Origin of the sequence: Mesorhizobium onobrychidis (assembly GCF_024707545.1) — a bacterium.
Lineage (GTDB): Bacteria > Pseudomonadota > Alphaproteobacteria > Rhizobiales > Rhizobiaceae > Mesorhizobium > Mesorhizobium onobrychidis.
This window is the reverse complement of the sequence record NZ_CP062229.1, coordinates 3225876-3247033: the sequence shown is the minus strand read 5'-3', so window position 1 is coordinate 3247033 and position 21158 is coordinate 3225876. Positions and strand designations below refer to the sequence as shown.

Below are 21158 nucleotides of genomic sequence, written 5' to 3'. Positions count from 1 at the left end.
CTGCTTCTAGTGGTCAAAATCTGACGCTTGGTTCCGGGGCCGTAAGCCCGCTCAGGGTGGGAAGCGGTCGTCCGCCTGACCAGCCTGACACTGCGCCTATGCGCCACGTGGAGAACTTCGAGGGGCAGTGCTTTACGGTCCGTTTCACTCCCATTGCGGTTATTTGGTACCGACGCCCAAACCGTAGACAATGAATGCCTCGGACTACTGAAGTTCAACTGACCGCAGGACGGTTAGCACCCGCCTTCTTCCGCATCGAACAAAACCCGGGACTGGCTAACACTTGGTGCCCTCGTTCGACGGCGGCGATGATTGTCGGGCGATTATATATTTGACAAACCCGGCTCATGAAACAAATCGGTAAGCCCGAGCGGTTATTGTCGCTTATCGCGGTCCTTCTTGGCCTTCTTTAGCAGGAATTGGCTCCGGTCTGGGAAGGGCGGTATAGACCAGAGTAATGAAGCGGTGGAATTGCATCATGTAGTCGCGCAGGAACTCCTCAGTCGAGGGGTCGGTGACCTCGCCGTCGTCGGTGATCAGGCCGGGTTTGAACTGGATGTAGGCCTCGATCGCGTTCATCAGCGGGGAGTTGCAGAAGGCAAGAACGCCGCGAAGGCTTTGCTGCGCCAGCGCAGTCCCGAGCATACCCGGCGAGGTGCCGATGATCGCCGACGGTTTTCGGGTGAACGAATTCTGGCCGTAGGGTCGGCTCGCCCAGTCGATCGCGTTTTTGAGCCCACCTGGGATCGAGCGGTTGTACTCCGGCGTGACGAACAACACGGCTTCGACTGCGGCGAGCGCATCCTTGAGGGCCCTTGCCGGCGGAGGGAAATCCGCGTCGTAGTCGTAGCTGTAGAGCGGCAGGTCCTTGAACGGGATTTCGGCCATCGAGAGCTCGGCTGGCGCTAGGTTCACGAGCGCCTTGGCCAGCTTCCGGTTGAGTGAGCCCTTGGCGAGGCTGCCAATGAGATAACCGACTTTGTACGCGGTCATGGGAATACCTCCTCGGGAGAATGCCAGTGTGCGGCTGGCGGCGCCGTCGCGAAGGGTACACCCATAGGCAGATTAGTGCACGTGTCTCTGCGGGCCGTCCGGCCGGCTGCAGATAGCGCAAATCCAGACCTCTGAACAAAATATGGCGACGTCCGCTTCCCGCTCATTTCTGCCGACCGGCCCTTGGACACGGACGTCCACAAAGGCTCAAAATTTGCACAAGCGATTACAGATCGGGAAAGTCTGCAACGGGTCGGCAGCGGTATTCCGTTTCGGGTACCAAGCGTCAGATTTTGACCACTAGCACCAATCTCCAACTTTTGCGATTAGCCGTAAGCCCCCTGCGCCTTCGTCATCCTAGGGCGGAGCAAGGAGCGAAGCGACGCGGCGCAGACCCTGGGATCCATTCCGTTACCTCGCGGCAGTGCTCCAGCGGACCAGAACCGAACGCTACCACCCGGTTCCGCGAAAAAGCTCAAACCATTCTGGATTGGTCTTCTCGATCAGGTCGATCCTCCATTGGCGCGGCCAACGCTTCAGCGACGTCTCGCGCTGGATGGCGTCGCGAAATGTCGAAATGTTCCGCGTACCAGACCAGACGCTGCACGCCGTAGCGGCTGGTGAAGCGCGAGCCCTGGCCGGATTTGTGCTCCGGTAGGCGGCGGCCGAGATCGTTGGTGACGCCGATGTAGATCGTGCCGCGCTTCCGGCTCGCGGTCATATAGGAATAGCCGGTCATGGTGGAAGGGTAGCTGGCGCCGTCGCGGATGCAAGCGCCGTTCTTGGCCGCTGCATTCTTCGGCTGATGTCACGGAATGGATCCCAGGGTCTGCGCGACGTCGCTTCGCTCCTGCTCCGCCCTAGGATGACGAAGGTGTGGTGGCCTGCGGCAAATCGCCAGCGTTTGTTTGGCGGCTGCGGTCTGGTCGGGCAGCGACCATAGCATTCCCTTTCTCTGCACAGAGGAACTAGTCCGGGAAATCGAAAACCGGTTCCTCGCATCGATGGACCCGACATTGACCGTCAAGCGTCCTGATGTAGGAGGTGACGGGCACTTCGGGCCAGTCGCACTCATTGCCGTATTGGCGGACATATCGATCATAGGTGTTGCGGCCGGTGGTCAGGACGATCGCGCGCCGGCTCTGGATCAGCTGCTGCGCCTCGTCGCATGTCATGGTGCGCGCATCCGGCCGGCCGTAAGCCATGCTTGTGGCGGCGAGCAGGATCGCTGCGGCTGTCGAGACGATTGGGCGAGCTGGCATGATAGATCCTCTCAAGGGTCGTGCCCAACGCGCACCTTCGCCCGTGGTTCCGCAACCTTCGGCTTTTAGCGCATCGGCCCACCTTGGTGGTCGCGCGAAGAGACGTCGCGCAAAGAGACCTTGGATCAGGCGTCGGCTGCTTCTAGTGGTGAGAATCTAACACTTGGTACCGACCGGTGTTGCGGGAGACGACCCCTTTGGGACCCTTGGTTTGAGAAAGTTCTACTAGAAGCAATGGCCGATTGAGACATTTCCAGGCCTGACGACAAAGTTACGATTGGGTGGGTTCCTAGTCCTTCGCGGCCCGAGAGCCAGCCGTTGTGGGAGGCAGCGAAAGGCGCGGTTCAGCCCGACAATGTGTAGACCTCCCAGCTCTCGGGAATGCCTTTCATCTTCCGGTGTCCGGCAAATGTGAAACTCACGCCGGAGCCGACAGCCAGGTCCTTCACGGTTCTCGAGGTAGAGATCGCGCCTGGCGCTGATTCGGCCATGATCCTCGCTGCCAAATGCACCGCGAGCCCGCTCAGGTCGTCGCCGCGGCGCTCGCACTCGCCAGTGTGGATGCCGGTCCGCAATTTCAGCCCGAGAGCGTCCGCATCGCGCGCCAGCCTCTGGGCGCATTCGATGGCTGCGGTTGGCCCGGAAAACGCGAGCATGTAGCCGTCGCCGGTGTGCTTGACCTTTCGGCCGCGAAAGGCCGCAACATGGCGGCTCACGTTGATGTCGAGTTGCTCGAGGATCGCGTGCCAGCGCTCGTCGCCCATGGCGCTCAGAGTCACGGTCGAGTCGACGATGTCCGTCATGAGCACGGTTATCAGCGCCCTGTCGTAGTTTGCGCTAGTTCTCGTACCGGTGAGGAATTCTTCGATCTCGCCGACCAGCCGGTCCAGATCGCCATACCAGGGCAGATGATCCTCGCCCGGCAAAATGCGCAGCTTGGCGTCGGGAATGCGCTCGGCGAGATAACGTGCCTCCTCCGGCGCGTGCCAGCGGTCGCCCGCGCGATGGAGGACGAGCGTCGGCACCTTAATGGCGGGGAGGATCGCGCGAATGTCGATCTCGAAGCCGAGCCGGGTAATCAGTTCAGCGGCCCGAGGGCTAGCCGAAAATCGAAGGTAGGCAGCAAACCAGTTCTGTACGACAGGGTCACCCGCCACGCTCGGTGCGCCGGCGTCCAGATCGAAAGGACGGCCCCAATTCTCGAGGAGCGACCCCACATAGCGCTCGATGTCGTCCTCGGTCCACCGACCTAAGGGGTAGTCTTCGGCCCACTTGCTGCGCGCGTGGGAGCCATACAGTATCAGCGCGCTTACCCATTCGGGATGAGTGGCGGCAAAAAGCGAGGCCATGTTGCCACCTTCGGAGACTCCGAAGAGCGCTGCCCCCGAAGAACCGACCGCATCGAGAACGGCCTTGATGTCCTCGGTCCTTTGATCAAGCGTCGGAAAGCCGACATCGCGGTCGGACATGCCCATACCGCGCTTGTCGAACAGGATCAGTCGGGAAAATCGAGCGAGCTTTTTCAAGAAGCGCGTGTATTCGGGGCTTTCCCAAGTGTATTCGACATTGGTGAGCCAGCCCGGAGCATACAGCAGATCAATCGGCCCATCGCCGACCACCTGGTAGGCGATCGCTATATCGCCGCTTCGGGCATAACGCGTTTCAGGTCTCTGCATGGCCGACTGACCAATCGACGGGCATGGCTACAAGGGTCGCCCGAATATCTGAGCAGGGATGCCGAGGGCAAAGGTACCGAGCCGACACGGCAAATGGAATAGCGTCCTCAGGTCGTCCGAGAATCCCTGCGAAGGAAGGGCAGAGAAACGCTCGGGAAGGAGCCGTTCGTAGAGCATCGGCCAAACGGTACCTCGTGGCGCTTCCTCCGGTTCAGATCAACGGCAGTAACGTGACGTTTCCACCCATTGCGGCAGTTGTCGCCGGGTACCAAGCGTCAGACTTTCACCACTAGCACCAATCTCCAACGCTGGCGATTAGCCATACGCTACTACACCTTCGTCATCCTAGGGCGAAGCAAGGAGCGAAGCGACGCGGCGCAGACCCTAGGTGTTTGATCCCGGACTTTAATGGCGCATCATCGCAATCCGAGAACCGGTTCCTCGCATCGATGGACCCGACATTGACGGTCAAGCGTCCTGATGTAGGAGGTGACGGGCGCTTCGGGCCAGTCGCACTCATTGCCGTATTGGCGGACATATCGATCATAGGTGTTGCGGCCGGTGGTCAGGACGATCGCGCGCCGGCTGTGGATCAGCTGCCGCGTCTCGTCGCATGTCATGGTGCGCGCATCCGGCCGGCCGTAAGCCATGCTTGTGACGGCGAGCAGGATCGCCGCGGCTGTCAAGACGATTGGGCGGGCTGGCATGATAGATCCTTTCAAGGGTCGTGCCCCAACGCGCATCTCCGCCCGTGGTTCCGCAACCTTCACCCGGGTCTCCCGCAAGAGGCTGTCGCTGCGGCGCAATAATGCATGTCGCGCAAAAGTGTGCAGCGGTTTTGCGATAACGACATGCATAAAACAACAACCTAAAGCGCGTCGCATGAGGCCGGTCAAACGCTACGCGCTTTAAGACAGGCGCGATCTCACTCCTTCGTCTCCGGCTTGAACCGCCTCACCACCACCTCGAAGACGATGTCCGAGATCCACATCGCCGAGACGCCGATGAGGAATGCCGCGGCCAGCGTCGTGGTGTCGTCGTCGGGCGACGGCAAAGGCAGGCCCGCGCGGATATAATGCACCACCGGCAATGTCAGGTAGGCCGCCGCCAGCGCGCCGCAGATCGGCGACGCCACCATCTCGCGGACCTTGTAGCGGTGGCGCGACAAGGCGCGCAGAATGCCGCCGGAAAGGCCGGCGACCACCACCGGCGCCTTGATGCCGAGAGCATCGAGAAACTCCTGTATCATGGCTTCCACCCGCACCATCTGGCGCCCTTCGCGTTGTAGGCGTTCACCTCGTCGAGCTCGGGCCGCGTCATGGCGGCGACGACGACGGCGGAGGGACGGCGCGCCTGGTTCTGGTCGCACCAGACCTGACGCGCCGGCGAAACCGGCGTTGTGCATCCGGCGAGCAACAGGCCCTCGAGCAGCAGACCGATCATCAGTGCCTTGCCCATCGCATCGCCTCCCGCCGTGCGGCTTCGTCCGGCAGGTCGCGCGCCGCGCGTTCGGCATCGGTCGCCTCGCGGTCCATTTCGAGGCGATCCTGCGCGGCGGCGAGTTTTTCCGCCGCTCGCCTGGCCGTATCCTTGTTGGCCCGGCTGATGCCGCCGGCAACAAACAGGCCGATGCCGCCGGCCAGCGCGGCAAGGATCGCCATGATCGTCGTATTGCCGGCGAGCGCGCTCAGCATGGAAAGCGCCCACATCTCAATTGCCCTCCACGGCAGGCTGTCTCCTGACGAGGCCGGCAACGCCGTCGCGGACCACATTCATCACGATCTTGAGCAGGGTCAGCACCCCGGTGATCTTGAGCGCCAGGGCCGCGTCGATGCCGAACAGCGTCCAGTCGAAGCCGACCAGGCCGGTGAGCAGCAGGATCAGCACATTGATCAGATTGTGCGCGGCATTGGTATTGAACCACGTCATGGCTTTACCTTTCGAAACAAAGAGAGGATTGCGGCGACCAAGGAGGCTAGGACTGCGGCCCAGAATCCGGACAGCGGTCCGGGCAACGGTCCGGGCCGGACGCCAGCCTCGCCCGGCTCGTGCTTTGGCCCTGAAGGCGCAAGAATGTCCGGTTGCGGAGCCTGCGGGATCGGAACAGGCGCTGGCGGCCGCGCTGGGGCGGCGGGCGGCCACGGCGTGTCCTTGATCCCGGACCATTTGCGGAACGCCTCGGCAAGCCTGATATCATAGGCGTTCTTCCTGTAGGATGCGCCGTTGTAACCCTTGGCAAAGCCGGCCCAGTCATGATTGCGCAATTTGCCGTCGAGCCGGTTGGCGGCGATGAAATTGACCGCCGCCGCCAGTTGCAGCGCCTCGTCCTCCATCATGGCTTCGACCATGGCCTGCACGGTGAGGAAGCCGGCCGCCTTGAAATTCTCGCCGAGCACCTGGCCGAGGCCCCATGACGCCGATCTGAACGCCGCCGTCTCGTCGATCGCGCAGGCGGCTTTCAGGCGCGGATAGCTGTCCCGGGGATAAGGCTTTTCGCCCCACCTGGCATAGGCAAGTCCGGCCGCGACGGCTTGCGCCCGCTTCGCCCCCGCCAGGTTGCGGAAAAAGACATGCGGCTCGAACAGGATGATCGGCCGGCCATCGGCGTCGAAGCCATGCCCGCTGGTTTCGACATCGAGAAAGGCGTGGATCTCGTCCTCGCCGACGCCGATCCTGGCGCCAAGTTTTGGCAGATCGAGGTCGTCCAGGCGCCTGGCGGCGCCCTTGAACGTCATGTCCATGGTCGTGTCCTTTCCGCCCTCGCGGGCCGGTTGATGTTTGCAAGCGATTGTGTGAAATGAACCCCAAAGGGGAGGACAGCGGCCCATGTCGCAAGATGAAGGAACGGCGCGCTGGACGGTGAAGGCCGAACTGTGCGCGGTCGGCCGCGACAAGCCGCTGCTTGTGGCGCTGGCAGCGATCCTGTGCCTCTATTGCGGGCTGGTCGCCGGGCCGATCCTCTATGCGTTCCTGGCCATCCAGGGCATGGCGGACTTCTTCAAGTGACGGTGTTGACCACTTGAGAACAGCTCGATCCGTCCTGCCGCCTGAACCGAAATCGCTTGGCCGGGATGAAACTGCCCCCAGGAACCGTTCATACCCCGGGGGACACCGGGAGGGCACGTGACAATAAGGATCAGGCTTCCGGGCGGGACACTGAAGATCAAGAAAAAGGACGAGCTGCGCCGCCGCGAGCAGAAGCGCCAAGTCCCGGTCTGGCGGGTCGGAGACTACTTCATCGTCTGGTGGCCGAGCAGCATGTCCGGGCGCCCGCCAAAACGATGATTCCGAGCCTGCGCCCGGGGCCCTTCTGGAAACAGTCCCAGAAATAGTCCAGAAATAGTCAATGACCGGTTTGTTGACTTTTACGCCACGGAAGCTCTCTAGTTGCTGCGCTGCACAATGGGGGTTGGGCTGATGGCGGTTCGGATCAAGTTGCCGGGCGGCACCTTGAAGATGAAGGTGTATCGGGAATTGCGCGGGCGCGAACGCAGCCGCCGCATTCCTGTCGTCAAGATCGGTTCGGTCTATTTCACCTGGTGGTCGAACCGGCCGCGTCCTTTAATCGGCCAGCCGGGTGCACCGGACGATCCGGACCAACCCCGGGCGACGCGTCTGACGCCCTGAATCTCATCGGGCGCCTGCGCTCGAACCCCTTCCCGGGAAGAGTCAAAAAAACCCATCGGCTGTTGACTCTTCCCCGGGGGAAGTTCTCTAATTGCTGCATTGCACATCATCATTGCCTTGCCGGCGGGAGTTGAACCGATGGCACTGCGTATCAAATTGCCGGGCGGCACCCTGAAGATGAAAGTCTATCGCGAATTGCGGGTGCGCGAACGCGAGCGTCGCGTGCCGGTCATGAAGATTGGTTCGCTGTATTTTATCTGGTGGTCGAACAGCCAGCCTCACGACAAGCCGCAAGATAGCCGTCGTTAGCCACAGCCATTTCGCCTCTGGCGCCGGCTACGGCCTCGGCCCCGTTGAAAATTTACTGGACCACTCATCCGATATTGCCTGGCCGATCCGGCATCACCCGCGACATTCTTTCCAGAACGTTCCGTTGGATTTTTGCGCCTGAGACTGTTGGCGCGGACAGCATCCACCGGGAGAGCCCTTCTCCGAAACGAGCGAAATCTCTTGGCGATTTTGAAGGGCGTCTCGACCGATCGACACGGTCGGCATGCAAGTTCCGAGCGAATGGTGAAGCGCCATCTGACGGTGGTTCCGCCAGTCTTTCGGATGCGCAGAGGAAAGATCGGCAGCATGTGGCGGGTGCCCTCTGACGCGAAACCAAATAGTAGTTCATGAGGTAATCCACATCTAGCGGCGATCACCGACATCGGCTAGAGAACGGGTGGGTTTGGGGGCAAATGGGGCTTGTTAAGGATACACTTGGCCCGGGGCGCGACCCTCGTGCTCGTCGACGCCATTCGAGCGGCTTAGGTTTTTTTTATGATCAAAAAAGTCCCGACAATCTCTGGATTGCACTATCTTCGGGCGATAGCCACTGTGCTGGTCGTTGTCACTCACAACGTAAGCGCCGCTTCTCTGGACAAGTATTTCGGCCCAGGAATGCTCACAACGTTTTTCACGAGCGGCGGCGGAGAAGTCGATTTCTTCTTCATGATGAGCGGCTTCATTATGGTGGTGACGGCCACAAATTCCGCGACTGGCGCCCCGAGGTATACACCGCTGGAATTTCTGTTCAGGCGAGCGGTCCGCCTGCTGCCAATGCTCTATCTTGCCGTGGCGTTTTATAATGTCGCGCTCATAATGTCCGGCGCCCAGCCTGATTTTTGGGGATCGCTTCGCGCCCTCACGATATGGCCTGTGGGGGAGGTAGTACCCTCAGTTGCTTGGACAATCCGGTACGAAGTCGTTTTCTACGCTATTTTCGCGCTCTGCTTTCTCCTTCGCCCGAAGTTCTGGCGGTTTATTTTGCTTTGGACGGCTTTGCCGTTAGCGCGATATCTACTTACAGGTGCATCGGAAGAGACCGATAGCTTGGCTTCGTTCATTTTTAGCCCGTTCAATATCGAGTTTGGAATTGGCGTCCTGCTCGCACTATCAATGCGCAAATGGAAGCCGACCTACTCATTCTCGGGTCAGATATTCAGCCTGATCCTTTTATCTTTGGGTATACGGGCGTTTGTTGTGTATTTTGGCCTGGAGATCAGGACACTGACAATGGTGCTTTCGATAGCACCATTGCTACTTGTTGCTATGCTAGTTGCTGTTGGCACTAAGACCACGCGCGAGAGTCGACTTGGTCTCGCGCTCGGCGACGCATCGTATTCGATCTTTCTCTTCCATCAACCATGCATGCCTGCCACCCTTTTGGTTCTTGCCAAAGCAATGCCGTGGCTGCCCACCAGTGTAGCCGCAATAATCAGTTCTCTGGTCGGGATCGCAGTTGGTTACCTGGCGCACATTCTCATCGAGAAGCGAATTCAGCGGTACTTTGAGTCGGGCAAAACGAAACCGAAGCTACAGCCCAATCCGGCTCTGTAGCGTGCCTTGGCAAGGCCAGCGCAAAATTTAGCCACAGCCTTTGCGACCGATCGAAAATCGCCGAGAGGCAGCACCAGACGCGTTACGAAAGACACTGACTATGCCATTTGTGCCACCCTTCCTGCTGCGCTTGGCAGGCGTCAGTGCCGGCGCCGGCACAAAGATGAACACCCAGAGCGTCCGAACGGCCCGTCGCGGTCGCCACGCGATCGGCGAAGATGGGATTATCAACTGCTATTTCTCGTTCGACCGGCCCGAAGCGCAGATCACAATCGGCCGGCGCTGCTATATCGGCAACAGCCACCTCGTCGCGGCCGAGAGGATCGAAATCGGCGATGACGTGATCATAAGCTGGGGCACCACAGTCGTTGATCACAACTCGCACGCTACCGGATGGCAGAATCGGAAGGCCGATGTCGCCGACTGGCATCGGGGAAAGAAGGACTGGTCGAATATCACCATCGCGCCAGTGAGAATTGAAAACAACGTCTTTATTGGCTTCAATGTCATCATCCTCAAGGGCGTGACGATCGGCAAGGGCGCAGTCGTCGGCGCAGGATCTGTCGTGACGAAAGATGTGGCGCCCTTCACCATGGTCGGCGGTAATCCTGCACGGCCTATCGGCAATGCATCCACTCGATCAGCGGCTTGAGCCCGGTCCTCTTCGGGCGTAGTCATCGCTTTACCGTTGCGCTGATTTGGGAACGGCATCGGGCTATCCCCTCTCCACAATGTGTTCGATGAATTGAGAACCCGCGAGCGCGATCGGCGCGTGCCGGTCATAAAAGTGGGCTCGCTGTACTTCATCTGGTGGTCAACAAAGCAGAAGCCAGACAGCACCCAGTCGACACCTTGAACCTAACGAGGGAATTCGTCGGCGTGAACTTGCAAAGCTCAACTGGTTGCCGCAAAGAGACGCCGCAAGCCTGGGCCCACGACTAAATGGGATATTATTGATGCTCAAGATTATAAAGAAGATCACGCCTCTAAGGCGCGCTTATTATCGGTCAATGATTGCGAAGGGTATAGGCGGCCAGTCTGACGAAGGCCAAATTCTGATGAGGCTCGCCAAGGAGACAGGGGCGCCGAAGACATTCATTGAGTTCGGCTTCCACCCGATCCAATTTAACTGCGCGGCGTTGATAGGCTCGTTTCAGGGATTGCTGATCGACGGGAACAGCCGCCAGATAGCAGACGCGCGAGCGGTGCTTCCGGCGAGTATTCGTATCGAGGAACGTTTCCTCGATTTGAATAATCTGGACTTCATTCGAACAGCTTTCCCAAAGCTGGGGGTGCTATCGATAGACATTGACGGCAACGACTACTGGTTTCTTGAGAAGCTTCTAGACATCGAACCGTCCGTTATCTCGATCGAATACAATCCGAGCTTTTTGGACCGATCGATTTCTACCGTATATGACCCTGCGTTTGATCGTACAAAGAAGCATGCGAGTGGATGGTATCATGGCGCTTCGCTGGCGGCACTGGCAAAGCTCTGCGGTGCGCATGGCTACGGCCTAGCGGCAGTTTCTGATGGTGGGATCAATGCGTTTTTCACCAAAACCGGGTCACTTGATCCGAAGGCAGCATGGAAGCCGTCCGTGCTGAGGGGAAAGTGGTCAGATACCACACCGGAACAGCAGTGGGACGCTGTCAAGCATATGCCATTCGTCCAGGTCTAGCAGCCGTTTGGGGAGCGCGTGCATGACATTCGGGAAAGTTGTCTCAAAATCCAAACTGACATTGCGCAAAATTCTGGGAACATCCAGGGCGGACCGCGAGGCCGAGCTTCTTGATGCCCTGAAAAGAGCTAGTTCGCAAAAACTTTTGCTTCTGGGCGACAGCCTGATCGAGGCGTCGCAGGCCGGTATCGGGAATCCAAGTGTCGCAAGAGGCGCTTATGGCGGCTCACGAATTGCTGACGTTTTGGCTGCTATAAGTCGGATCAAGGGCGCTTTCTTGTGGAACAAAGTCGCGGGTGCGGTCGTCAGCATCGGTGTCAACGACGCTCAGGCAAGCGAAGGCGACGACCTCGGCTCGCGCCAGCGTTACTTCCGATCGGCATTGGACGCCTTGGCCCACTCCGTAGGGGATAGGCCGCTGGTGCTGCTGACGATCACCGAAATAGCATCGGCCGGAACGTTAGTGCCTCGCTTCAATCGAGACCTAATCGCGCTGCAAAACAAGGAAATACGAAGCGTCAAAAACGCGCAAATCCTCGACATTGCCTCGCAATTTGAGACAGCGATGTCGCAGGCTGGCGTTCCCTATGATGATGGGTTCCGGGACGGCGTCCACCTCTCGCCTGCCGGCTACCTTTATTGGAATCCGCTGGTGGAGGAGGCAATCGCGATGGTGGCGCAGCCTCGCTAGTGGTGAAAGTCTGACACTTGGTACCGGTGGACAGCAAGAATCGACCCTTCTCTGCCCTTCCATCGAGCTCAGCCTACGGCAAAACTTGACCCCGTTCCGGTCGTTCGGGGGTGGAGCACGCAACGACGCGATTGACCCGTTCCCCAAGGCACATTCCGGATAGACTCTTGAATGGGGCATCAATACAATTTCGTGCAGCGCATTCAATGAAGGCGCGGTATGGCCGACGAACGCCCCCAACGCCGCCTCGCTGCCATCCTGGCTGCCGATGTGGTCGGGTACAGCCTGCTCATGGGGCAGGACGAGTCCGGCACGCTCGCAACGCTAAAGGCACGGCGGAGGGAGGTGCTGGAGCCCCTCGTTGCCCGGTACCATGGCCGCATCTTCAAGGTCACCGGCGACGGTGTCCTTGTCGAATTCGGCAGCGCGGTCAATGCCGTGCAATGCGCGGTCGATCTTCAGCATGACATGGCCAGCGCGAACAGCGATCTGCCGGAGGCTCGGCGCATCGCGTTACGCATAGGGGTCAACCTGGGTGACATCATAGTCGAGGGCAGCGACCTCTACGGTGACGGCATTAACATCGCGGCGCGTCTCGAGGGGGTCGCCGAACCGGGGAGCGTCCTAGTCTCTGGGACTGTCTTCGACTACGTCAGGAACAAGGTCAAGGCAGGCTTTGAGGACCTGGGGACTCAAACATTGAAGAATATTGCCGAGCCGGTGCGCGTCTACCGGGTCACTGGCACGGGACGCGTGTCTGTTACCACGCCCAGAGCAGTAACGGACAAACCTTCTATCGCCGTGCTGCCGCTCGTCAACATGAGCGGTGACCCCGAGCAAGCGTACTTCGCCGATGGAATCACTGATGACATCATCATTGAACTCTCCCGATTCCGCGAACTATCGGTCACTGGGCGGAACTCCTCATTTGTCTATCGCGACAAGGCAGTGAACCTGCAGCAGATCGGTCGCGAGTTGGGGGTGCAATACCTGCTTGAAGGTAGCGTGCGCAAGCTGGGGAGCCGCGTCCGCATTACCGCTCAGCTCATCGATACTGCAACCGGCACCCACGTCTGGGCAGAACGCTACGACCGCGACATTCAGGGCATCTTCGACGTCCAGGACGAGATAATCGGAATGATCGTGGCGACTTTGTCAGGACACATCATAAATGCCACTACGATGCGCGCCAAAAGGAAGCCGCCCTCAAGCTGGCAGGCGTATGACTGCTTCTTGATGGGGATGGAATGCTACGGACTGCCTCGAATGCGCGAAAATGTGAAACGCGCCATTGAATTTTTCCAAAAAGCGATAGAAACGGATCCGCAGTATGCGCGCGCCTATGGCAAGTTAGGCGCTAGTTATACCCTCTTAGCCGTCAACACCCGAGGAGATTTCGACGCTCGAGCAAGGGCGATGGCATCCGCGCAAAGGTATGCCCAAAAGGGAGTGTCACTCGATGGTTCGGACGCGGATTCGCTCCTTGCCCTCGGCTATGTTCTGTTGGACAGCGGCAGCTTTGTAGAAGGCGAACACCTCATCGAGCGTGCCTACGCCCTCAATCCTCACAACGTCGACATCGCGATGAGTTACGTGACGGCTCTGTCCATTTTCGGTCAGGCGGAGCGGGCCATTGAGCTGGCCGAGGCCGTGATCCACCACAATCCAGGCCATTCCGACGCCGATCTGTTCGATTTGGCGGTGGCCCATTTCTTCGCGCATCACAATGATGAGGCAATCGCACTATTCGACCAGTTGCCTGAGGTCCCCGAGAATCGCGAGATTGTTTCCGCTGCGTACGCGCATGCCGGCCGAATCGAACAAGCGCGCCGACACGCTATGCAATATGTCGAGGAGTTACGGGGAAGCTGGGTCGGCGACCCAGCCGCCGACGTGTCCGATTACCTGAGGTGGGAATTCAAATACAATTGCCCTTGGAAGCGGCCCGAAGACATCGCCCATGTCCTCGATGGACTGCGCAAGGCAGGCTTGCCATGACGGCTCAAGATCTCGATACCTAGCGGCGAAGTGCCACGGGTCACCTGGACTTCCGCTGATGGCGCTTCCTGCGCGTTCAGATCAAGGGCAGCAACGTGAACTTTCCACCGATTGTGTTGAAGAAGTCGGTGATTAAGCCGGGCGTTCCTTCGCCGCGACGAGTTGCGATTGGGTCGAGGCGGCCTCCTTGCCCTAAGTGGCTGGGATTGGTGTCCGGGTAGTGCAGATCTTGGCCAATTTCCTGAGGTTCTGGGCGATGGCTGCGAGGTGAAACTCATCGCGGGCACCACAGGGGCCGCGCAATCGCAGTCTGTCGAGCTTCAGGATGCGCTTGAGGTGCGCGAACAGCATCTCCACCTTCTTCCGTTGATAGCGTGAGGTTTGGTAGGCGTCGGTCTTGGCGATGTCGCGGGCCATGTCGCGCGCGCCCTCATAGATCGAGCGCAGCACTTTGCGCGCCGGCTCCTTCGGGCAACAGCGGGGCTTCAGGGCACAGGCGTCGCAATCCAGCTTGCTGGAGCGATAGCGCATCATGCCGTTCTCGTCGACGAGAGGGTGTGGCACCCGATAGGTCTTCTGGCGTTGCCTGAGCGTCTTTCCGCCCGGGCAGCGGTAGGTATCGCTTGCATGGTCGTAGGCGAAATCCTCACGCGAGAAGGTGCCGTCCTTGCGCTTGGAGTGGTCGAACACCGGGATGTGCGGCTCGATCCCGCGCTCATGCACCAGCCAGTTGAGCATCTCGGCCGAGCCGTAGCCGGTGTCCGCAATCAGCCGCCCTGGCCAGAGGCCGAGATCGTCGTGGGTGCGCTCGATCATGGTCTTGGCGGCCGTCACCTCGGCCTGGCGTACGGCGGTCGAGGGCTCCACATCGACGATGATGGCGTGCTCCACGTCGATCAGATAGTTGGTGCAATAGGCGTAGACGGCCGGGCCGCCCCAGGAGGCAGTCCAGCGTGCGGCGGGATCGACAGGAGAGATGAACTTGGGCTCCACCGGCGTGGCGGCCCCGAAGGCGGCATCATCCAGTGTGGCGAGATATTCGGCCACGGCCCGCTTGGCCTCAGGCTTAAGCTCCTCAGCCGTTTCGATCCCGCGCTGACGATGGGCGTCGGCGACGATCATGCTGGCATCGACCGCAAAGCCTTCGCCGCCGACGAGCCCTTCAGCTATGCAGCGCCGGACGACGGTCTCGAACAGTTGGCGCAGCAGGTCGGCATCGCGGAAGCGGCCGTGGCGGGTCTTGGAGAAGGTTGAGTGGTCAGGCACATCACCCTCGAGGCCAAGCCGGCAGAACCACCGATAGGCCAGGTTCAGATGTACCTCCTCGCACAGCCGGCGCTCCGAGCGGATGCCGAAGCAATAGCCGACGATCAGCATGCGGATCAGCAGCTCAGGGTCGATCGAGGGACGGCCGATCGGGCTGTAGAAGGGCGCCAGATGTTGGCGGATGGCGGAAGGTCGACGAAGCGGTCGATCGCTCTGAGCAGGTGATCCGCCGGCACATGCCGCTCCAGGCTGAAGCCGTAAAACAGCTCCTCCTGCATCACACTTTGCTCGCCCATCATCGACTCAATCTCCTCTTACGACGAAGATTGAATCAGTGCTTCAGGACTGCTGCAACCCGGACTTTATCAACACAATCCACCCAACCTTGCCGTTCCGAGGGGTGCCAAGCGTCAGGCTTTCACCACTAGGCACCGAACAGGCCCCTCCGCGCCATCTCACGCAGGCATTCGGCGTCGTATGTGGCATGGCGCAGACTGCCGGCAGCATTCGGGTGTAGCTCGTCCGACATGTACAGTGTCGACGTAAGGTAGCCCATGCCGCTCTGGGAAATGTCGATGAACGGAATGCCGAGCGCATGTGCCACATAGCGCTCGGCCTCGAAAAATTGGTCCATCGTGTTGCCCTGGCCGTTGACGCGACCAATTCGATGGGTCGCATGGCCGGGACCGCCGCTATACGTTCCGATCATGACGATCTTGGCATTAGGTGCCTGCGCCCGAATGGCGATGCAGGCCGCCCAAAGCGATCCATAGTGGGTGGCATAGGTCGTATCGCCAAAGGCACCGAGAGGCGCCTCCTGCGCACCAAAGGCGTTCGGACCGGGCTCTAGGGTGACTAGCTCCGTGTCGACCGGAATGTCGATGATCCTATTGGACATTCCGTAGCTCGGGTATGCGGTAGTGCTAAGCCCCAGCGCCGAGCCGCTGACGCCAAGATTAGTCAGGACCATGCCCGTCTGGCCGGCGAGCAGAGGCGCATAGTAGGCACCGATTGTGATGCTAGAGCCGAGCGCCGCCCACTTTTTCCCGACAAGCGCCGCCGAGCCGTCGTCGTATGAATCGCCGCCAATGGCGGTTGGGTCGGCCAGCAAGCCGAGATAAAGGGCGGCGTCGGCAACGACCGTCAGACCAGCGCTCTTAGTCCACCCGGCAGAGGAAAGGTTCTCGGCCGACCCGAAAATGTTCGCCCCTCCGTTGAGGCTGAAAGATGATCGCTGGATATAGAGACCGGATACGCCGTCGCCGACGTAGGGATGCGCCCCCGTATCTTTGAAAATGCGGTGTTGCCAATTCGAGGACGCCGAGGCCGAAGCGGTCGCCTCGACCCGGCACTTGTACCAGCCATTACCGAGAGCCAAACAGCTCGAGGCGGTGACCGCCGCGCCTCCTTGCGCAACCGTTCCTAATTCCAGGTCGAAAGTACAGTCGATGCTCGCCCCGGAGTTGGAGAAAAGGTTTAGCCGCTTTCGTTCGGCCCTCTTGGCGATCACCTCCCAGACAATGAGATCGCCGAGGACGACAGATTTCGCCTGATAGATAGAGGGACTTCCCGAAACAGCCGGCTCAACGACCTTCGATGCCGTCATCCGGCCTCTGACGAGCACGTCGAGGTCATCGACAATCGGAGGGAGAGAGACCAGGCCCGGCTCGTTCGGGCTGGTCGTGCTGGTGACCGTGACGCTCTGTTTGGTGAAGGCAGCATTGGCCGGGTGGCTGCTCGGGAACAGGTTAGCAGTCAGGCCCTGTTTGCGCAGCACGATGCTGCGGATATACATTCCGCTCACGCCATCGGCTGCGTATGGCAGGGCACCAGAGGCCGACATGCGGGCTTGCACGTTGTTCGTAACGTTCGCCGCGACCAGAACGACGGCCTTGCACTCATACCATCCGGAGCCTAGGTCCGTGATGGAGGCGCTCACGATGTTCGCGCCGGAGCTGCTTGCGACGACCCCTTGTTCGAGATCGAAGTTGGCCGTGTAAGCCGCACCAGCAGCGGCATGGATAAGCTGAAGGGAACCGCGTTCCGCCGCCCTCGCAACGACGACATGTTCAATCGTGTCGCCGGCCACAAAAGAGTAGGACCGATAGACGGATGGACTGACAGACCCAGCCGCCTCCGTGAGCTTGGCGGTGGGCACACTCAGCCCTTCGAGCATCGCTATAGTATCGATGCTCGAAAGCAGCGCGGACGTTGCCGCCCTGATGCCGGTATCGGTCGCAACCGGCCCGGCCGTCACATTGTACAGTCCAAGCACTCCGGTCGAAACTTCGGTCCAGAAATATTGGCCGACATCGACATTCCGGCCCAAAACCGCCGAAGCGCTGGCCCCGGCAAGCCCAGCAGACGCCGCAAAGCTGAATGTCGGCGCCGCCGTGTAGGAGCCGGGCGCCGTGATCAGGATCTGCGTCAGCGCGCCGCCCGCGACAACGAAGCGACCGGCCGCGCCCGAACCGGCGCCGCCGGTAAACGCCAAATCGAACGTGCCGTTGGCGCCACCGGCCCCCGCCGTGATCGCACCGCTACCAACGACACCAAAGCCGATCGCCGCCGCCGTCGTCGGGAAAATGCCCTTGCCATACAGCGACGCGTCGCGTGCCGCCTGCGCGTTGGCCAGGTTGGCCGCGGTGGTGACGACATCGGCGGCGGTTTGTCCAGCATTGGCGACAGAGCTGGCAGCGCTGGCGGCTGCCTGGCCGGCACTGGCCTCAGTGGCTTCCTTCAGCACCTGCGTTGCGTCGCGCAGCGATTCGACATCCTCGACCACCTCCGCAATGTCGGGCGGCACGAACGGGGCAATGGCGATGGCATCGCTGCCCACCACCGGCTCGTCAGCGCTGAATTCAAACACCCGACCGGCATTGACCGACCCGACCTGGGTGTGAACCGTCGTTCCCTTCTGCAAGGTGCGGGCGGTGCGGGCGTCGGCGGCGCGAAACCATTCGCCCTCGCTCACCGTGTAGATGCCGTTCTGCCTTTGGTCGGCCTGGTCCTTGACCAGCACGCGGTCGCCAACCTCGCACGGCACGCCGTCGATGGCCTGCAGGCCACGAAGGAGGATATTGGCCGTGGTCGCCAGGCGCACGGGTTCGCGTTCGCCGGTCAGAAGTCGAACGGCGGCAGTTGCAGGTCGAGCCATCAGGCTTCTCCATGAAAAAGCCCCGCGAAAGCGAGGCTTGAAAGTGCTCTATGATTTCAGGCCGGCCCCGGGCGCGGATCAGGCCGGCGGTGTTGTCTCGAGAGAAAAAACCCGTTGCGGCCTATGGCAATCCGCCAACGCGCCTCCCAACGCGCCTCTTTGTCCAGCCGGCGATTGTCAGCCCGCACGCCATGCCGGCGCAGTCGGCAACCCAGTCGAACCCATCCAGATCGCGCCCTATCAGTTGCGAGCCCTGAAGAACCTCGATCGCCGCGCCGGTGAAGGCGAGGACAACAACCAGCTTTGCCTTGTGTTCCGGCCAGCCGAGGCTTCCCAACGCCGCCAGCACCGCGAAGGCGATGGCGTGATGCAACTTGTCATCGTAAAGCGAGACGGCCGTGCCGAAATCCGGCAAGAACCGCGCCGGCAGAAGAGTGAGCAGGAGAACGCCGGCCAACGTGACCGGAAAAACGATCCTTGCCAGCATCGGATAAGACTCTAAGCGCAACAAGGTAGGTTCAGTCCTTCATCTGAAAAGCCTGGATGGGCCAGGTGGATTTCCGTTCCAATGATCGCATCAGCGCTTGGGAATTTCAAATCCAGAACCACAAGCCTGTGTCGTAAGAAAGGCCGCCGTCGCTCTTAGAGACTGTTTCGAAATTCGCTCTGGCGAGTCATATGGTGGTGGTTTCGAGAACCGGCGCGCAGCGGACATTAGAGCGCTGCGCGTCCAATTGGACGCGCAAAGGACGCTCTAACACTTTGCATTTGCGCATGATCCTTTCCGGGAAACCGAAATCGGTTTCCGGGGTCATGCGCTGGTCCGTGAGCACCGGAAGCGCAGAAAACGCCATCAGATGGCCGCCATAGTAGAGTTTCCAAACGGTCTCTTATCGCCCTGGAAACGACCACATCCCTGCGCGCATTGCCAGCGGCGATTTCAGGAACTTTGGGTTTTCCCGTGAAAAAGCCTGCGGCCAATGCAACAGGGACAGGTAACGAGAAAATCCAGCCCGGCCGCCTGGTTGCGGACATCAGTTTTGCGCCACCGAGGCGCCGGCCAGCCAGGCGAGCGCAGCCCTATCGTCGGGCCTGAGATCAGCAAGGCGGTCATCGCCCGAAGCGGACCAATTCGGGTTTTTCGCCGACAGATTGGTGCCGCCTTCAGCGCCGGTGGTTTCACCGTTGATCGCGCCTTCGGTGGCCTTCGCTGCAGGCTCGGCGGCAAGCAGTTCAACAGCGCGGCCCGGATCCTTGGCGATCATCGCCTGGGCGAGCGCTTTTGCCGTGTTGCTGCGCCAGGCAGTTTCGGCCGCTTGCCTGGCGACCGGGTTGCCCATCTTGGCGATGAAGCCAAACCCGCTCTGCCTGATCGCCTCGAACGCTGCGGTGTCGTCCGGATCGCTCTGCGCGATGGCGCTCGTGTAGGAGTCCTGCGCCTTGGACCATTCGGTCTGCTCATAGTCCTGGCGGCGCGCATATTGCTGTGCGGCCATGCGTGCCGAGCCGGCCAGCCTTAAAGCCTCTTTTTTCCTGATGAAGTTGGCGCGTTCGCTCTCCGGCACTTTCGGCACGGTGCTGTCGAAGATCTTGTCGAACAGGCCGGACTTGACGACGCCGTCGGTGCGCGGATCGATCTGGCCGTACATGCTGTCATGCAGGCCGCGACCGTCGGCCGGCGCATTCCGGATCGCCTCGTTTTCGGCCTGGGCGATCTGCCCGCTCAACTCGCGGCCGATGACCTCGGCGTCGAAGGCGTCCTGCTGCTGCTTCTGCTGCCTGAACCGCTCGGCGACAGCCGAGAGCTCGGCGCCAAAGCCTTGCATGGCGGCGCCGACCGGCGAGCCGCCGGGATAGGAAACCACATTGCCGGTGTCGAGCCGGCGCTGGGCAAGCTGGAGGGGGATGGTAGCCATCAGTAAAGCCCTCCGCCCGGCGCCGGCGGAAAGGCGCTCTTGCCGAATGTCACCGCCTTGCTCGGGTCGTAGAGGCCGGAAAGGCCGGACACGAGGTTGCCGCCGGCCTTGAAGATCGAGGCCGCCGCCGCCTGCCTGCCGGAAAAACGCGAGATCGCCGCCTGCGTGGTCAGATTGTTCTGGCGCAGCTGCGAGCCGTACTGGATCGCCTTGATGTCGAGCTGGCCCTGCCTGGCATTGGCCGCCAGCACCTCGGTCGGCGAGCCTGCGATGGCGACGCCCGAGGCGCCGGCCTGGGCGCGCGCCTGCGCTTGCAGAAGATCCTGCTTGTGGCGCTCCTGGCCCTGTTCGAAGGCCGCGGCTTGCGCGTCGGCCCGCGCCTGCTGTTCATAGGCCTTGGCCTGATAGTCGGCCATCTGCCTCGACTGCTGGCCCTCGACCAGCGCGCCGCCGACCGAAAGGCCGATAAGGGCAAGTGTGCACATGGTCAGCCGCGGCCTCGGCCACGAAGCGAAAATCTGCCCGCGATGCCTCCGACCGGCGCGCCGAGCGCCGGGCGCGGGTCGAGCGCGCCGCCGGGGCTGAGGAGGGACAGAAGCAGTCTGTCGGCCTGGATCGCTGCCGCGCTGAGACGAGCGGGTGCTGCCGCTCGCCGCCCAGCTATGGCGGCGCGCCGGATGGCGGTCAGGTTGATTTTCAGGTCGGCAACGCCGGCGGCGTCGAACTGGCTGTTGGCGGTGGCGACGGCACGGCGCAAGGCATCGGCGTCGAACAATTGCTGGCGCAGCTGTTCTATCAGCCACTGGGCCATGCGCCAGCGCTCGTCGAGGGAAGCGGCGTTTGCCCTGATCTCGTCGGCAAGTGCTGCGATGTCGACGCAGGCTTCACTTTGCGCGGCGGCGGCGCGGCGCTTTTCATGGGGGATTGGGGTCACGGGAGGGTCCTTTTTGGAGGCAGAATTAGCCAAGGCCGGAGGGACAGCACCCCCTCTGTCCTGCCGGACATG

At 60.9% G+C, this 21158-nt stretch carries 24 protein-coding genes and 2 pseudogenes; 9 read left to right on the top strand and 17 right to left on the bottom strand.

Annotated elements, in window-relative coordinates; genetic code table 11:
- Positions 1-384 precede the first annotated feature (384 nt).
- From IHQ72_RS16215 to IHQ72_RS16170, 10 genes and pseudogenes are all read right to left on the bottom strand, one after another.
- Complete coding sequence (locus IHQ72_RS16215; protein WP_258123342.1) at positions 385-993, bottom strand: NADPH-dependent FMN reductase; 609 nt, start codon at positions 991-993, stop codon at positions 385-387.
- Positions 994-1443: 450 nt separating this feature from the next.
- Positions 1444-1732, bottom strand: a pseudogene (locus tag IHQ72_RS16210) (GIY-YIG nuclease family protein).
- Between the two features lie 229 nt (positions 1733-1961).
- Complete coding sequence (locus IHQ72_RS16205; protein WP_258123341.1) at positions 1962-2255, bottom strand: hypothetical protein; 294 nt, start codon at positions 2253-2255, stop codon at positions 1962-1964.
- A gap of 344 nt (positions 2256-2599) precedes the next feature.
- Positions 2600-3931 (bottom strand): adenylate/guanylate cyclase domain-containing protein, encoded by a 1332-nt coding sequence (locus IHQ72_RS16200; protein ID WP_258123340.1) that lies wholly within the window; start codon positions 3929-3931, stop codon positions 2600-2602.
- A gap of 416 nt (positions 3932-4347) precedes the next feature.
- Complete coding sequence (locus IHQ72_RS16195) at positions 4348-4638, bottom strand: hypothetical protein (RefSeq protein WP_258123339.1); 291 nt, start codon at positions 4636-4638, stop codon at positions 4348-4350.
- Between the two features lie 218 nt (positions 4639-4856).
- A complete protein-coding gene (locus IHQ72_RS16190; RefSeq protein ID WP_258123338.1) occupies positions 4857-5198 on the bottom strand; it encodes a hypothetical protein in 342 nt (113 codons plus the stop codon).
- Positions 5177-5389, bottom strand: coding sequence for a hypothetical protein (locus IHQ72_RS16185; protein WP_258123337.1), 213 nt, complete (start codon positions 5387-5389; stop codon positions 5177-5179). The genes IHQ72_RS16190 and IHQ72_RS16185 overlap by 22 nt, the downstream gene beginning before the upstream one ends.
- Positions 5374-5640 carry a hypothetical protein gene (locus tag IHQ72_RS16180; protein ID WP_258123336.1) on the bottom strand — a complete coding sequence of 89 codons (267 nt, stop codon included), beginning with the start codon at positions 5638-5640 and terminating at the stop codon, positions 5374-5376. The genes IHQ72_RS16185 and IHQ72_RS16180 overlap by 16 nt, the downstream gene beginning before the upstream one ends.
- Before the next feature lies 1 nt (position 5641).
- Positions 5642-5860: a hypothetical protein gene (locus IHQ72_RS16175; RefSeq protein ID WP_258123335.1), complete on the bottom strand. Its 219-nt coding sequence runs from the start codon at positions 5858-5860 to the stop codon at positions 5642-5644.
- Entirely contained in the window at positions 5857-6672 is an 816-nt protein-coding gene (locus tag IHQ72_RS16170) for an N-acetylmuramidase family protein (protein ID WP_258123334.1), read from the bottom strand. The genes IHQ72_RS16175 and IHQ72_RS16170 overlap by 4 nt, the downstream gene beginning before the upstream one ends.
- An 85-nt stretch (positions 6673-6757) precedes the next feature.
- Between IHQ72_RS16170 and IHQ72_RS16165 the strand changes: the two genes are divergently transcribed.
- The 9 genes from IHQ72_RS16165 (at position 6758) to IHQ72_RS16125 (ending at position 13813) form a co-directional block, all read left to right on the top strand.
- On the top strand, positions 6758-6937 hold the full coding sequence (locus IHQ72_RS16165; protein WP_029351723.1) for a hypothetical protein: 180 nt from the start codon (positions 6758-6760) through the stop codon (positions 6935-6937).
- A 117-nt stretch (positions 6938-7054) separates the two neighbouring features.
- Positions 7055-7216 carry a hypothetical protein gene (locus IHQ72_RS16160; protein WP_258123333.1) on the top strand — a complete coding sequence of 54 codons (162 nt, stop codon included), beginning with the start codon at positions 7055-7057 and terminating at the stop codon, positions 7214-7216.
- A gap of 132 nt (positions 7217-7348) precedes the next feature.
- On the top strand, positions 7349-7558 hold the full coding sequence (locus IHQ72_RS16155; protein ID WP_258123332.1) for a hypothetical protein: 210 nt from the start codon (positions 7349-7351) through the stop codon (positions 7556-7558).
- Between the two features lie 138 nt (positions 7559-7696).
- Positions 7697-7867 carry a hypothetical protein gene (locus IHQ72_RS16150; protein WP_258123331.1) on the top strand — a complete coding sequence of 57 codons (171 nt, stop codon included), beginning with the start codon at positions 7697-7699 and terminating at the stop codon, positions 7865-7867.
- 516 nt (positions 7868-8383) lie between these two features.
- Entirely contained in the window at positions 8384-9442 is a 1059-nt protein-coding gene (locus tag IHQ72_RS16145) for an acyltransferase family protein (RefSeq protein WP_258123330.1), read from the top strand.
- Positions 9443-9542: 100 nt separating this feature from the next.
- A complete protein-coding gene (locus IHQ72_RS16140; protein WP_258123855.1) occupies positions 9543-10094 on the top strand; it encodes an acyltransferase in 552 nt (183 codons plus the stop codon).
- A gap of 304 nt (positions 10095-10398) precedes the next feature.
- Positions 10399-11124: a hypothetical protein gene (locus IHQ72_RS16135; protein ID WP_258123329.1), complete on the top strand. Its 726-nt coding sequence runs from the start codon at positions 10399-10401 to the stop codon at positions 11122-11124.
- A gap of 22 nt (positions 11125-11146) precedes the next feature.
- Positions 11147-11815 (top strand): SGNH/GDSL hydrolase family protein, encoded by a 669-nt coding sequence (locus IHQ72_RS16130; protein WP_258123328.1) that lies wholly within the window; start codon positions 11147-11149, stop codon positions 11813-11815.
- A 219-nt stretch (positions 11816-12034) separates the two neighbouring features.
- The gene (locus IHQ72_RS16125; protein WP_258123327.1) at positions 12035-13813 is read left to right on the top strand and encodes an adenylate/guanylate cyclase domain-containing protein; all 1779 of its coding nucleotides are present in this window, start codon (positions 12035-12037) and stop codon (positions 13811-13813) included.
- Positions 13814-14005: 192 nt separating this feature from the next.
- Here IHQ72_RS16125 and IHQ72_RS16120 read toward each other — a convergent pair.
- From IHQ72_RS16120 to IHQ72_RS16090, 7 genes and pseudogenes are all read right to left on the bottom strand, one after another.
- Positions 14006-15378, bottom strand: a pseudogene (locus IHQ72_RS16120) (transposase).
- A 125-nt stretch (positions 15379-15503) separates the two neighbouring features.
- Positions 15504-18236, bottom strand: coding sequence for an SGNH/GDSL hydrolase family protein (locus IHQ72_RS16115; RefSeq protein WP_258123326.1), 2733 nt, complete (start codon positions 18234-18236; stop codon positions 15504-15506).
- Between the two features lie 121 nt (positions 18237-18357).
- Complete coding sequence (locus IHQ72_RS16110; protein ID WP_258123325.1) at positions 18358-18723, bottom strand: VanZ family protein; 366 nt, start codon at positions 18721-18723, stop codon at positions 18358-18360.
- Between the two features lie 187 nt (positions 18724-18910).
- Positions 18911-19090 carry a hypothetical protein gene (locus tag IHQ72_RS16105; RefSeq protein ID WP_254027029.1) on the bottom strand — a complete coding sequence of 60 codons (180 nt, stop codon included), beginning with the start codon at positions 19088-19090 and terminating at the stop codon, positions 18911-18913.
- A gap of 180 nt (positions 19091-19270) precedes the next feature.
- Positions 19271-20152 carry a hypothetical protein gene (locus IHQ72_RS16100; RefSeq protein ID WP_258123324.1) on the bottom strand — a complete coding sequence of 294 codons (882 nt, stop codon included), beginning with the start codon at positions 20150-20152 and terminating at the stop codon, positions 19271-19273.
- On the bottom strand, positions 20152-20637 hold the full coding sequence (locus IHQ72_RS16095; protein ID WP_258123323.1) for a hypothetical protein: 486 nt from the start codon (positions 20635-20637) through the stop codon (positions 20152-20154). Before IHQ72_RS16095 ends, IHQ72_RS16100 begins: the two co-directional genes overlap by 1 nt.
- 2 nt (positions 20638-20639) lie before the next feature.
- The gene (locus IHQ72_RS16090) at positions 20640-21086 is read right to left on the bottom strand and encodes a hypothetical protein (RefSeq protein ID WP_258123322.1); all 447 of its coding nucleotides are present in this window, start codon (positions 21084-21086) and stop codon (positions 20640-20642) included.
- Positions 21087-21158: the final 72 nt, after the last annotated feature.

Coding starts and splice junctions, on each gene's coding strand:
- IHQ72_RS16205 (WP_258123341.1), bottom strand. CDS start 2,255: ATGCCAGCTCGCCCAATCGTCTCGACAGCCGCAGCGATCCTGCTCGCC.
- IHQ72_RS16190 (WP_258123338.1), bottom strand. CDS start 5,198: ATGGTGCGGGTGGAAGCCATGATACAGGAGTTTCTCGATGCTCTCGGC.
- IHQ72_RS16115 (WP_258123326.1), bottom strand. CDS start 18,236: ATGGCTCGACCTGCAACTGCCGCCGTTCGACTTCTGACCGGCGAACGC.
- IHQ72_RS16145 (WP_258123330.1), top strand. CDS start 8,384: ATGATCAAAAAAGTCCCGACAATCTCTGGATTGCACTATCTTCGGGCG.
- IHQ72_RS16165 (WP_029351723.1), top strand. CDS start 6,758: ATGTCGCAAGATGAAGGAACGGCGCGCTGGACGGTGAAGGCCGAACTG.
- IHQ72_RS16215 (WP_258123342.1), bottom strand. CDS start 993: ATGACCGCGTACAAAGTCGGTTATCTCATTGGCAGCCTCGCCAAGGGC.
- IHQ72_RS16095 (WP_258123323.1), bottom strand. CDS start 20,637: ATGTGCACACTTGCCCTTATCGGCCTTTCGGTCGGCGGCGCGCTGGTC.
- IHQ72_RS16195 (WP_258123339.1), bottom strand. CDS start 4,638: ATGCCAGCCCGCCCAATCGTCTTGACAGCCGCGGCGATCCTGCTCGCC.
- IHQ72_RS16105 (WP_254027029.1), bottom strand. CDS start 19,090: ATGGCGTTTTCTGCGCTTCCGGTGCTCACGGACCAGCGCATGACCCCG.
- IHQ72_RS16130 (WP_258123328.1), top strand. CDS start 11,147: ATGACATTCGGGAAAGTTGTCTCAAAATCCAAACTGACATTGCGCAAA.
- IHQ72_RS16170 (WP_258123334.1), bottom strand. CDS start 6,672: ATGGACATGACGTTCAAGGGCGCCGCCAGGCGCCTGGACGACCTCGAT.
- IHQ72_RS16140 (WP_258123855.1), top strand. CDS start 9,543: ATGCCATTTGTGCCACCCTTCCTGCTGCGCTTGGCAGGCGTCAGTGCC.
- IHQ72_RS16125 (WP_258123327.1), top strand. CDS start 12,035: ATGGCCGACGAACGCCCCCAACGCCGCCTCGCTGCCATCCTGGCTGCC.
- IHQ72_RS16175 (WP_258123335.1), bottom strand. CDS start 5,860: ATGACGTGGTTCAATACCAATGCCGCGCACAATCTGATCAATGTGCTG.
- IHQ72_RS16200 (WP_258123340.1), bottom strand. CDS start 3,931: ATGCAGAGACCTGAAACGCGTTATGCCCGAAGCGGCGATATAGCGATC.
- IHQ72_RS16180 (WP_258123336.1), bottom strand. CDS start 5,640: ATGTGGGCGCTTTCCATGCTGAGCGCGCTCGCCGGCAATACGACGATC.
- IHQ72_RS16110 (WP_258123325.1), bottom strand. CDS start 18,723: ATGCTGGCAAGGATCGTTTTTCCGGTCACGTTGGCCGGCGTTCTCCTG.
- IHQ72_RS16100 (WP_258123324.1), bottom strand. CDS start 20,152: ATGGCTACCATCCCCCTCCAGCTTGCCCAGCGCCGGCTCGACACCGGC.
- IHQ72_RS16155 (WP_258123332.1), top strand. CDS start 7,349: ATGGCGGTTCGGATCAAGTTGCCGGGCGGCACCTTGAAGATGAAGGTG.
- IHQ72_RS16185 (WP_258123337.1), bottom strand. CDS start 5,389: ATGGGCAAGGCACTGATGATCGGTCTGCTGCTCGAGGGCCTGTTGCTC.
- IHQ72_RS16135 (WP_258123329.1), top strand. CDS start 10,399: ATGCTCAAGATTATAAAGAAGATCACGCCTCTAAGGCGCGCTTATTAT.
- IHQ72_RS16150 (WP_258123331.1), top strand. CDS start 7,697: ATGGCACTGCGTATCAAATTGCCGGGCGGCACCCTGAAGATGAAAGTC.